General features: G+C 43.8%; 11 protein-coding genes. 3 read left to right on the top strand and 8 right to left on the bottom strand.

The features are described from left to right. A complete protein-coding gene (locus tag V7K89_RS09610; protein WP_335186564.1) occupies positions 1–1,053 on the bottom strand; it encodes a fatty acid desaturase in 1,053 nt (350 codons plus the stop codon). A 173-nt stretch (positions 1,054–1,226) separates the two neighbouring features. Continuing rightward, positions 1,227–2,054 carry an acyl-CoA desaturase gene (locus tag V7K89_RS09605; protein ID WP_335186562.1) on the bottom strand — a complete coding sequence of 276 codons (828 nt, stop codon included), beginning with the start codon at positions 2,052–2,054 and terminating at the stop codon, positions 1,227–1,229. A gap of 85 nt (positions 2,055–2,139) precedes the next feature. Between V7K89_RS09605 and V7K89_RS09600 the strand changes: the two genes are divergently transcribed. After that, positions 2,140–3,372, top strand: coding sequence for a methionine gamma-lyase family protein (locus V7K89_RS09600; protein WP_335186560.1), 1,233 nt, complete (start codon positions 2,140–2,142; stop codon positions 3,370–3,372). A 271-nt stretch (positions 3,373–3,643) separates the two neighbouring features. Beyond that, positions 3,644–4,492, top strand: coding sequence for an alpha/beta fold hydrolase (locus V7K89_RS09595; protein ID WP_335186558.1), 849 nt, complete (start codon positions 3,644–3,646; stop codon positions 4,490–4,492). Between the two features lie 161 nt (positions 4,493–4,653). On the opposite strand, the gene V7K89_RS09590 is transcribed toward V7K89_RS09595, so the two are convergent. From V7K89_RS09590 to carA, 5 genes are all read right to left on the bottom strand, one after another. Further along, a complete protein-coding gene (locus V7K89_RS09590) occupies positions 4,654–4,956 on the bottom strand; it encodes a DUF1816 domain-containing protein (protein ID WP_335186556.1) in 303 nt (100 codons plus the stop codon). An 80-nt stretch (positions 4,957–5,036) separates the two neighbouring features. Beyond that, on the bottom strand, positions 5,037–6,224 hold the full coding sequence (rlmB, locus tag V7K89_RS09585; protein WP_335186554.1) for a 23S rRNA (guanosine(2251)-2'-O)-methyltransferase RlmB: 1,188 nt from the start codon (positions 6,222–6,224) through the stop codon (positions 5,037–5,039). 92 nt (positions 6,225–6,316) lie between these two features. Beyond that, positions 6,317–6,796: a Mini-ribonuclease 3 gene (locus tag V7K89_RS09580; protein WP_104907787.1), complete on the bottom strand. Its 480-nt coding sequence runs from the start codon at positions 6,794–6,796 to the stop codon at positions 6,317–6,319. Between the two features lie 600 nt (positions 6,797–7,396). After that, positions 7,397–7,762, bottom strand: a complete 366-nt coding sequence (locus V7K89_RS09575) for an STAS domain-containing protein (RefSeq protein ID WP_084227153.1) — start codon at positions 7,760–7,762, stop codon at positions 7,397–7,399. Positions 7,763–7,964: 202 nt separating this feature from the next. Beyond that, complete coding sequence (gene carA, locus V7K89_RS09570) at positions 7,965–9,131, bottom strand: glutamine-hydrolyzing carbamoyl-phosphate synthase small subunit (RefSeq protein ID WP_335186670.1); 1,167 nt, start codon at positions 9,129–9,131, stop codon at positions 7,965–7,967. A 207-nt stretch (positions 9,132–9,338) separates the two neighbouring features. Here carA and V7K89_RS09565 point away from each other — a divergent pair, with 207 nt between their 5' ends. Further along, on the top strand, positions 9,339–10,379 hold the full coding sequence (locus V7K89_RS09565) for a retropepsin-like aspartic protease family protein (RefSeq protein WP_335186552.1): 1,041 nt from the start codon (positions 9,339–9,341) through the stop codon (positions 10,377–10,379). On the opposite strand, the gene trpD is transcribed toward V7K89_RS09565, so the two are convergent. Next, positions 10,309–11,376: an anthranilate phosphoribosyltransferase gene (trpD, locus tag V7K89_RS09560; protein WP_335186550.1), complete on the bottom strand. Its 1,068-nt coding sequence runs from the start codon at positions 11,374–11,376 to the stop codon at positions 10,309–10,311. The genes V7K89_RS09565 and trpD overlap by 71 nt on opposite strands. Between the last annotated feature and the right edge of the window lie 106 nt (positions 11,377–11,482).

Here is an 11,482-nt window from a genome sequence, read left to right as displayed (position 1 = left end):
TTATCGCTCTGTATAATATTCGTTGAAAGTCTTATAGCCAACATCAGTTGTATACAGATGACATTGGTCTGTAATCTGCTTCATTAAAGGCCAAGAAAACTGACACTCATCATGAAGATAAGGCTGCCAATTTTCTTTGATGCTGCTGTAAGCTAGCCGCAAATTATAAGAAGGAATCGCAGTGGAAATATGATGAGGGACATGAACATTGATATCGTGGCACAAGATTTCTACCCAACGCGGATAATCGCAATGAATAGTTCCAGATAGCTGTGCTAGAGCTTCGTTCCACTTATTTGCTGTCGCAAAAGGAACATCTGCGGCAGTATGGTGAACAATAGTAAAAGTACTCATCCAAAAATGGTAAATCATCCAGGGCACTAGCCAAAACTTGACAAATCCCCAGATACCAGTTGTGGCAATCAGAATCGGGAAAGCGATCGCTGCAAACACAACTACTACAGCCACAGACAGCTTGATACTGGATTGGTCTTTCGTTTTAAAGTTCCGCCAATCAAAATGCACTACAGCCCAATGTCCAATGGAACCTACCCACCAGAAGCGTTTACGCATGAACAGCTCAAAAGCAGACTGTCGGGTTTTATCCCAATTTTCAAACACTTCTGGTCTAATTGGATGCCAAGCGTTGTCCTCATCCAACTTGTTGGTATGAGTATGGTGATAATTATGCTTAATGCGCCAACTATGAAAAGGGTAAATTAACGGCATCATGAAAAAGTGCCCCACTAAATCATTTACCCAACGACGTTTGGCAAAAGACCTGTGACCACAATCATGGCCGATTACAAAAAAACCTGTTAAAGCAGTGCCCGTAAAAATCCAAGCTAGGGGCAAAAGAAACCAAGGAGTGATAATCAGGCTGTAATAGCCCAAGGCGACTGCCAAGACACTCAGCAGAACTTGCGTCCAAGCTTTGCGAGGGTTCTGCTGAAAACATTCCCGTGGCAGGGTTTTGACAATATCTTTGAGCCGGAAGTCGGAATTACCAGGCTCGTCACTTAGTTTCTGGCTGTCAATTATTAATGTAGTCATGGACACCTGAAAAACAACAAAACTCCTCAACCAAGTCACCAAAAAGCAACTTGCCGTAAAAACTCTTCATATTAGCGCTTCGGATTATAGCAACCTAACCGACACAAGCGCACCCGTAAATAGCTTTTTGAAAAGTAGAAGTTAGAAGTGTTCAATTAAAAACGTTACACATCCTAACTCTTAACTAACTTTTGTTGGGCTAACTTCACATTAGTTGCCAGACCAACTGCTTGCAGCAATTGAACTGTCATCCAGGTTAAATCGATTTCCCACCATTCCAGCCCATGACGAGCTGAGTATTGAAAAGCATGATGGTTATTGTGCCAGCCTTCACCAAAAACTAGTACGGCTACCCACCAGCAATTAGTCGATTGATCGCCAGAATCATAACTGCGATAGCCAAATTTGTGAGTAGCACTGTTCACCAACCAAGTGCAGTGGTAAACCCAGACAATGCGAACAAAAATTCCCCAAATAACAAATGGCCAGCCACCTAGAAGCAAAAGCAATACACCTAGAGCAACCTGAATCAAAATGAAATATTTTTCTAAAAACTGATAAACTGGGTCTTCGGCAATATCTTTGGTGAAACGAGGAACATCAGCGTGAGCGGGACAGTGGTGAATTAGCCAATCCATGTGGCTCCACCAAAAGCCTTTATTAGAATCATGGGGATCGGCATCAGTATCAGAGTTTAAATGATGAATGCGATGTGTCCCGACCCACTCAATTGGACCTCCTTGACACGAGAGTGTCCCAAAGAAAACCAGGAGATACTCTAGCCACTTAGGAGTTTGAAAACTGCGGTGGGTGACAAGGCGATGAAATCCTAGAGTCACGCCTAAACCACCTGTTACCCAGTACAGCAAGAAACCCACACCAACTGCCGTCCAGCTAAAATTACCAGGAAGTAAGGCAAATAAAGCGCCGATGTGCAGTCCAATGAAAAACAGGGTATTAACCCAGTTGATTTGAGGTTTTGTTGAGGTAGCAATTGTCATGCAGTAACCTGTATTTGATTTTTCCAGCCTAGTCTGCGCGATCTTAAAATCCGCATATCTATAATTTTTTTTGAACGAGGAACTGATGAACAGCTTAGAACAGCTGCGGCAAGCAGAACAGGCACTATTAGAAATTTTTTCTGGAATTGACGCTCAGGTCAAGCATAATTTAAAACGAGTGCTGGATGCCTTTCGTAATCACCGTGTAGGCGCACACCACTTCGCTGGTGTAAGTGGTTATGGTCACGATGATTTAGGACGAGAAACTTTAGATAAAGTTTTTGCCGAAGTTATGGGTGCCGAGGCAGCAGCAGTGCGAGTGCAGTTCGTTTCGGGAACTCATGCGATCGCCTGTGCTTTGTTTGGTGTTCTCCGTCCGGGCGATGAAATGTTAGCAGTGGTCGGTTCTCCCTACGATACGCTTGAAGAAGTCATTGGTTTACGGGGTCAAGGTCAAGGTTCCCTTATTGAGTTTGGCATACATTACCGCCAATTAGAGCTAACCAGCGAAGGAACTATAGATTGGCAAGCTTTAAGTACTAGTGTGGCCAAAAACACTCGTTTAGTGTTAATTCAGCGTTCTTGTGGTTATTCTTGGCGTCCTAGTTTATCAATTGCCGATATTGAAAAAATCGTCCATTTAGTCAAACAGCAAAACCCGAACACCGTTTGCTTTGTAGATAACTGCTACGGCGAATTTATTGAGACTAGGGAACCTACAGCTGTAGGTGCTGATTTAATCGCTGGGTCATTAATTAAAAATCCTGGTGGCACTATTGTTAGCACTGGCGGTTATGTCGCCGGTCACGCCGACTTGGTGGAAGCAGCCGCCTGTCGCCTCACTGCTCCTGGTATCGGTAGTTATGGCGGTGCTACTTTTGACCAAAATCGCCTACTGTTCCAAGGTTTATTTCTAGCGCCGCAGATGGTAGGAGAGGCGATGAAAGGGACTTATCTTACTGGTTATGTATTTGATAAACTCGGTTATCCAGTAAATCCCGCTCCTCTGGTTCCTCGTGGAGATGTAATTCAAGCAATTAAACTTGGTTCTCCCGAAAAGCTAATTGCTTTCTGTAAAGCCATACAACAGCATTCTCCGATCGGTTCCTACTTAGACCCTGTTCCAGATGAAATGCCAGGGTATGAGAGCCAGGTGGTGATGGCTGGGGGGACATTTATTGAAGGGAGTACTTTGGAATTATCAGCAGATGGGCCAATGCGATCGCCCTATGTGGTTTATTGCCAGGGGGGGACTCATTGGACTCATGTGGCGATCGCCTTGGAAGCGGCGATTGATGCAGTTGGCAGTAATGTATAGCACATATTCTTTTAGGATATAGTGGCCACGGATTGAAGTAATCCTCACAAAGACAGCACAAAGGGCTGAAGTGAATATGGTAGCTATAGAAGCGGATAGATGCGCGATTGCCCAACTACTACGCTCAACCGTAAATTACTTGTTGCAGGTACGTAACTTTAAAGCGATTGTCACTGAACTTGAGAGAAATCAGATCGGAAATTAAAAACTTGAGAACTGAAAGTCAACACATTTTAGATTATTTGTTCGGTAGACAGGAGAACGGTAAGTAATGAGTGATCGCCACACCACAACTGCTGCACGTCTCAATGTTTACATCCAAGGTCAAGGATTTCCAATTTTGGGTTTACATGGTCATCCTGGTACTGGTCGTAGTCTTTCTGTCTTTACCAATCATTTATCAAAACGCTACAAAACTTTTGCCCCCGACTTACGCGGATACGGCAAAAGTCGCTACAACGGCAATTTTGATATGAATGACCATTTGACTGATTTAGAAGCGCTGCTAGACCGTTTGCAGATTGAAAAGTGCTTACTATTGGGCTGGTCACTTGGGGGCATTCTGGCAATGGAGATGGCATTACGTTTGCCAGAGCGCATTACTGGACTGATTTTGGTGGCGACAGCCGCAAAACCCCGTGGCAGTCATCCTCCTATCACTTGGCAAGATAATTTATATACTGGCATTGCTGCTCTATTGAACTACATAAAACCGAGTTGGCAATGGAATATTGAAACTTTTGGGAAGCGATCGCTTTTTCGCTATCTAATCCAACAACATACATCTATTACTTACAGTTACATCGCCAAAGAAGCAGTACCAGCTTATTTGCAAACTTCTCCTGCTGCTACTCGCGCTCTCTATAGTGCAATTCAATCAGGATATAATCGACTTCTAGACTTACAACAAATACAATGTCCTAGTTTAGTACTTGCTGGCGAACAAGACCGCCACATCACATCTGATTCCAGCTTAGAAACTGCTCAACATCTTCCAAATTCTCAGTGGCAGTGCTATCCCAACACCGCCCATCTTTTCCCGTGGGAAGTTTCCCAGCAGGTGCTGAATGATATTGACCATTGGTTGGAAGAACATCCACAAGTAATTGGTAGTCAATAGTCAAAATTTTTTAAATATTTGGACTATTGACGAAGAAATAGAGATGGAAGATGTGGTGACGCGATCGCCCAAAAAGACGCAATAACCTAGTAAAAGAATTTTTTGTGTCTCCGTATCTTTGCGTCCCCCATCAGAGCATCTTTTTCATTCTTTGGCCTAACTTAAATTTGACCGCCAAAGGCAGGCTGTACTTTGCGGTCAAATTTTTCCCCCAAGTCGTCAGCAATTGTTAGAGTATTAGGTTTGCAGCGCTTGACATTCACAATAATTCCCTGTGCTCCTTCGAGTTCTAAATCCTCTATGTATCCTTTGCTTGCTGATGTTGCATCAGAAGAATTTAGAAATGGCCCGAAGTAATACGTGCAACGAGGATTCTGCGTCACAATCTCTACCCACCAAGCCAAGCCGATGTAGTCGAATGTGTTAATTAACACTTCCTTGAGGTTATGCCAAATGGTTTTCATGGTTTTCGCTGATTTATAAACGTCTACAGGGTATTAAACGATATGCTGCCTGATTATCTGTTACATTTCTTTATACTCTGTTACTGATATTTTTTCAAAGAGATTTTTTGTAATTTATCTAAGTGCAGCGTATTTAGCGATCGCTGGCGATAAATCTCATAAAGCGCCATACCCGCTGCTACAGAAGCATTCAGGCTGGGCGTCTTACCCTGTAGAGGAATCGATACTAAAAAATCACAGGAGCGTTGAGTTAACATACCCAGACCTTCACCTTCTGAGCCGATTACCAAAACGATTGGGCCTGTGAAATTGACTGTATGCAAAGGTTCGCTGCCACTTGCAGCTGTACCGTAAATCCAAAAGCCAGCTTCCTTTAATTCTTCTAAGGAACGGCTGAGGTTGACAACTCTAGCTACAGCAAAATTTTCTAAAGCGCCTGCTGCCACTTTCATCACAGTGGAAGTGATCCCAGATGCCCTTCTTTGAGGAATTACCAATCCTTGAGCGCCTATTGCTTCGGCAGTACGGATAATTGCTCCCAAGTTGTGGGGATCGGTAATTCCATCAGCCACAACAATTACAGCATCGGTTACAGATTTGCACTGCTCAATTAGATCGGGCAATTCGATGTAAGCGTAGGGAGCAATTTGTGCTGCCACACCTTGGTGATTAGCCCCATTAGTCAGATGGTCTAAGCGCTTGGGTTCAACCTCATCAATAACTGTGCCATTTTCCTTTGCTTGCAAGAGAAAATGGTGAAAGCTAGGATCGTACCGCAGACGGGTAGTAATCCAGAGACGGTTGAGATTGCGCTGATTTTTCAATGCACTCAATACTGGATGACGACCGTAGATGAGATCGCTATCTTCTTCTATCGCTTGTGTAGATACAGACGGCTGGGAGAAGTTGCTATTTCGTTGTTGGGAGTTCTCAGAAATGGGGTTGCTATCTATTTTCCTGGGATTGCGATTCGGATTAACAACAGAGATAGTGTTGCCATCTACTTTTCTGGGATTGCGATTCGGATTAACAACAGAGATAGTGTTGCCATCTACTTTTCTGGGATTGCGATTCGGATTAGCAACAGAGATGGGGTTGCTATCTATTTTTCTTGGTTTACGAGTTGGATTAGTAACAGAGACGGGATTACTATCTATTTTTCTCGGTTTACGAGTCGGATTAGTAACAACACGCTTACCTTTAATTTTTACGGGTTGTCCCCGATTTGCTTCGCTAGAAGTCTTGACTTTTTTGGGTTTATCCTGCATTTGAGTTATGGATATAGCGTATAGTTGATCGTTCCGATTACCTCAATTTTTTGAATTTAATCTAGTGTTGTGGCTACTGCGAAATTGAGTTTTCACTCTTTTTCTAGATGAAGTATTTGCAACAGTTCGGTTAGACGTTGGTAATCGGTGATATATAAGTAGCCTATTAAAGTTTCTAGACTAGTTGCCTGTTGATAAATTTCGGGATTAAGTCGCTTAGGGCGTCCTGTTGCGGCGTTTCTACCCCGTCGGACAATTTCTAATTCGGTATCCCTGAGATGAGGAATTAGCGATCGCAAATGTAGTGCTTGTGTTTCTGCTCTTACCTGCTCCACTACCAGACGATGGTAAATTCCTGACCGCTGCAATGGCAGCAGATAGAACATTCTAACATACAACTCATAAATTGCGTCCCCCAAATATGCTAATGCACTAGGAGAAATTTGTTGCACTTGTGAGAGGGAAATCTGTTGGAATGGCCCTGTGGTTGCCAAGAGTGCTTGAGTCCAAGATAAACTCTGTTTGGGAGTTTCATCTTGTCCATCTAATAGCTCTTCCTCTTGTGACTTCACAAATAAATCATTCCTTGACGGGCTACATTTGGCAAGCATTCTTCGCAAAGACTGATTTTTCTGAAGTATGCCATGATAGTATACTTAAGCATAATCAATACTATCAAAATTACTTCCTAATTTCATCTTTTTGATTGAGAGTTGGCATTTGAAATCATCCTGATGTCAACATCTATAAACCAAATTTCGCCTACTTATTGTGGTTTGTGCCTAAGTCGGGTATAATTGTAGCATTAATTCCACCGCTTTTACTTGGTAGCATTGCCATGCTTACTGAGTAAACGACAACTTTTAACTATACAGCATCAAGTCAAGTCTATTTATAAACAAATCTGCTGGCTTTGTATTTCTTACAAATATCTCAGACTTGATTATTTATCAAATATTCTAGCTAACGATTATATACCCAAAAATTGGGTGTCTATATCTTTTATTATTACTCAACTTTAAATATAATAACTTAACTGGAAACATAATAGCCTAACTGGCTTTATGCCTCTCCCACAAGGAGAGGAGTTTTCTGCCAGAAATTTTAAAAATTAAGCTATCCGATATTGAATCTGGATAGCTTAATTTAACTCTCAGATCGAGCAATCAAGACTACTTGACGTTTTCTAGAGCGTCTTCAACTGATTTTTGCAGGGAGAGAAACTTCTCTAGGCGAACAAGCTTGACTGTTTGAGTTACGCGGGCATTCGTGACAATTTGCAAAGTGCCATCGGCAGTTTGAGCCTGCTTGGCTAGCTGCACCAGAGCACCCAAGCCAGAGCTATCAACAAAGTCAATTTGTGAGAGATCCAAAATAATGTGCTTAGGACCCTCGTCTATTTTGCTGCCAAGTGTCTTGCGAAATGTCGGCTCAGAAAAAGCATCTAACAAACCTGTGAGGCGGAATAGCTGACAGTTATCCCGGACTTCACGAGTGCCCCTCAGGCTAACGGTTAGATTCAGTGGCTCAGCAATAATTCCCTCCTCATGAGTTAAAGTGAACGCTCAAGTATAGATGGTTTTTGAGCAAATTGTCTACAATCTGTTGGAATAGGGGATTGGGTACTGGGTACTGGGTACTGGGGATTGGGGATTGGAAGAAAATAGTATTTTTAATCTTATTTCCTATTTCCCAGTCCCCAGTTTCTAGTCCCTATTCCCTATTCCCCATTCTCTATTTTTACCTCACTTCGGCTGCCACGGTTTGACGTGCTGTTTGCATGGCTTGAACAAACTGTTCAAACAAGTAGTCAGCATCGTGGGGGCCAGGACTGGCTTCTGGGTGATACTGTACGGAGAACACAGGTAGAGATTTGTGACGTACCCCGGCAACGGTGCGATCGTTTAGGTTTAAGTGGCTGATTTCCACAACTGCCGTAGGTAAAGAATCTGGGTCAATAGCAAAACTATGGTTTTGGCTGGTAATTTCTACCCGTTGTTGTAAACCCGCAGGCTGATTCAAACCACGATGACCAAATTTGAGTTTATAGGTTTCTGCCCCTAGTGCATGACCTAAAATTTGGTGTCCCATACAAATACCAAAAATGGGTTTTTGACTTAACAGAAGTGCTTTGGCAGTTGCAATCCCTTCAGTGACAGTAGCAGGGTCGCCAGGCCCATTAGAAAGAAACACACCATCTGGATTGTATTTAAGAATTTCCTCTGGTGGTGTATTAGCGGGTACAACAATTACCCGGCAACCATAACTTACTAAGCGACGTAAGATATTACGTTTTACACCAAAGTCAAGGGCAACAACGGTAAAGGCTGCCCCAAGATTTCCCGCAGTTTCAGAGTTGAATTCCCAAGCTGGAATTGTGGGATCAGACCATTCATAAGCCGTTGAGGTGGTGACTTCACGAACCAGATTCAATCCTGCCATGTTGGGGGCTGCCTGTACCTGTTCTAACAATTCCGCTTCATCGAGAATGGTTGTAGAAATGCCACCGTTCATCGCTCCGAACATCCGAATTTTGCGGGTGAGGGCGCGGGTATCAATGCCGTAAATTCCTGGTATTTGGTTTTGTTTGAGGTAGTCAGGTAAAGATTGTGTCGATCGCCAGTTACTTGGACGGTGACAAATATTCCGGGCGATCGCACCCCGTATATGGGGCCCATCTGATTCTTCATCTTCTAGATTGACGCCAGTATTTCCCAATTCAGGATAAGTAAAAATCACTATCTGACCGCGATAACTAGGGTCAGTCAAGACTTCTTGATAGCCTGTCATGCCAGTGTTGAACACCACTTCTCCGATCGCGGTTCCCGTCGCACCGAAAGACCAACCGCGATAAGTGGTTCCATCTGCTAGGACAAGTAAAGCTGGTATTGAGTCAGTCAGGGGCATAGTAGATTGGGCAGTGGGCATTGGGTATTGGGCAGTGGGCATTGGGCATACTCTTTCTTATTCCCTATCCCCTATTCTCCAATACTGCGATTGTTAATTATCTCATGAGTTGAGCAATTGGGAGTTTTAAAGATAGTTAATTAAAATTAAAAGGGAATTAAAGTAGCGGCAGTGGATTTGGCAAAGCTTGGGCAGTTAAAATTAATTATGCTTCAGTCTTTTTTATCCCGTGCAAACCTAATTTTTATATCAACTACTCTAGCGGTTTTGTGCGTTGCCTGTAGTGAAGACAAACTGAACACTGCTACTGGTGGCGATGAGCAACCTACGCCAATTGGGGATCTAGCACCAGTAAAGCCTAGTGTTGAACCTGTAAGACCAGCAGCCACCCCAGAAGCACAGCCGCAAGTAGATCCATTTGAAAGTGAACCAAGTCTTTTTGAAATCGGACGAGACAAAGCTGTTGGCGCTTGGAGTATCAGCCAATCGGCTCAATCTCCAGATGATTGGAAATTGGTAGCGAGTCAGTACCAAGAGGCGATCGCGCTGATGCAAAAAGTGCGGCGACAAAACCCAGAATTTGCGATCGCTCAAACCAAAATCACGGAATATCGCCGCCAAGTTAAATATGCTCAACAGCAAGCTAATCCTCGTCCTGTTGCAGTTAGAGTACCTCAGAAAGTAGTAGTTGTTGTTCCCCACAGAGAAACTATACCAAAGTTCACCTTAGCTCCACGAGAAACAAAACCGTTATCACCACCAAGTTTGCCGTCATCAGCAGTGGTGATTCCCGATGAAACAGTATTTGCAGCCCCGATAAAAAGGCGAATTGGTGGTACGCCGATTGTGGAAGTCACCTTCAATGGTCAGCAACAATTTGAGATGATTGTCGATACGGGAGCGAGTGGTACTGTGATCACCCAAGAGATGGCTGATGCTTTGGGAATCGTCACAGTAGGAAAAGCTAAGGCAAACACCGCAAGTTCCAGAGCTGTCGAATTTCCTGTGGGCTATGTTAATTCGATGGCAGTTGGTGGGGTAATAGTGAAAAAAATACCAGTAGCGATCGCAGGTGTGGAATTAGAAACTGGACTGCTAGGACATGATTTTTTTGGCAACTACGATGTCACCATTAAACGTAATGTCATAGAATTTCGCCCGCAATTGCGATCACAAATCAATTCCCCAGAAACTCAACTAACTGCTCCAACTTCGTCCAAGCTGCCCCGCTTTGTAGGATATCCTTAGCGATTTTAATCCCTTCGGCGTGATCGAGGAAAGTGATCGCACCTCCGACTTGCAGTGCCAACGACGCATTCAAAGCTACGGCATCTTGTTGTGCTTGAGTTCCCTTACCTTGGAGTACCGCCTTGAGAATCACGGCATTTTCTTGGACATCTCCACCCCGAAGCATACCTATGGAAGCAGGCGTTAAATCCAAATCTAGGGGATTAATCGTAGTTAACTGCACTTCTCCATCTGATAACACCGCCAAGTCAGTTTCATCTCCCAGTCCAGCCTCATCAAGTTTTTCTCGCCCGTGCAGCACAATTGCCTTTTCCTTACCCAAATTCTGTAAAGCTTCAGCAACAGTTGCCAAAAGTTTGGGAGTAAATAAGCCCACTACCTGCCCAGTTGGACGCAAGGGATTTACTAACGGCCCGAGCAAATTAAACACCGTTCGCACCCTCAGAGTTCGGCGTAATGACGCAACCGCCTTGAGTGCTGGATGCCAACCAGCGGCAAACAAGAAGGTGATCCCGACTTCTTGTAGTGCAGCTTGTACCTTTTCACTAGAAGCACTTAAGTTTACACCCAAGGCTTCCAATACATCTGCACTTCCTGTAAGACTTGAAGCGGAACGATTGCCGTGTTTAGCAACTGGTATACCATAGGCAGCAGCAACAAAAGCAACTGCTGTAGAGATATTAAAGGTTGACGAACCATCTCCACCAGTGCCACAGGTATCTATTACAGTGCTGAGGGGTGAGTGCTGAGTGCTGAGTGGGGAACATTGAGATTGTAATACCTCAGCCATGCCGGTTAACTCGTCGGCAGAAATGCCTCTAAAGTTCAGCGCTGTTAAAATAGCCCCTGATAACTCTGGGGGAACCGCTTCACTGAGCCAACCTTGCATCAATTCAGCAGCTTGAGTACGCGACAATGATTGGCCATCTATTAATTGTTGCAACAGAATATACCAGCTAACAGAGGATTCTTGAGCAGGGATTGGAGAAGTTGCCATAGCTAAGGTTTTTATAGGTATGGGAGCCATCCTACCGAAAAATGAGAAAGTAGCAGCCAAGCTTGGGAAACTAAAAGCCTAATTTTTTGCTGTTCTTATGAGTTGA

This window comes from Nostoc sp. (assembly GCF_036917515.1).
In the GTDB taxonomy this organism is placed as follows: Bacteria; Cyanobacteriota; Cyanobacteriia; order Cyanobacteriales; family Nostocaceae; genus Nostoc.
This window is presented reverse-complemented; position numbering and strand designations above follow the sequence as displayed.

Coding starts and splice junctions, on each gene's coding strand:
- V7K89_RS09610 (WP_335186564.1), bottom strand. CDS start 1,053: ATGACTACATTAATAATTGACAGCCAGAAACTAAGTGACGAGCCTGGT.
- V7K89_RS09605 (WP_335186562.1), bottom strand. CDS start 2,054: ATGACAATTGCTACCTCAACAAAACCTCAAATCAACTGGGTTAATACC.
- V7K89_RS09600 (WP_335186560.1), top strand. CDS start 2,140: ATGAACAGCTTAGAACAGCTGCGGCAAGCAGAACAGGCACTATTAGAA.
- V7K89_RS09595 (WP_335186558.1), top strand. CDS start 3,644: ATGAGTGATCGCCACACCACAACTGCTGCACGTCTCAATGTTTACATC.
- V7K89_RS09590 (WP_335186556.1), bottom strand. CDS start 4,956: ATGAAAACCATTTGGCATAACCTCAAGGAAGTGTTAATTAACACATTC.
- rlmB (WP_335186554.1), bottom strand. CDS start 6,224: ATGCAGGATAAACCCAAAAAAGTCAAGACTTCTAGCGAAGCAAATCGG.
- carA (WP_335186670.1), bottom strand. CDS start 9,131: ATGCCCCTGACTGACTCAATACCAGCTTTACTTGTCCTAGCAGATGGA.
- V7K89_RS09565 (WP_335186552.1), top strand. CDS start 9,339: ATGCTTCAGTCTTTTTTATCCCGTGCAAACCTAATTTTTATATCAACT.
- trpD (WP_335186550.1), bottom strand. CDS start 11,376: ATGGCAACTTCTCCAATCCCTGCTCAAGAATCCTCTGTTAGCTGGTAT.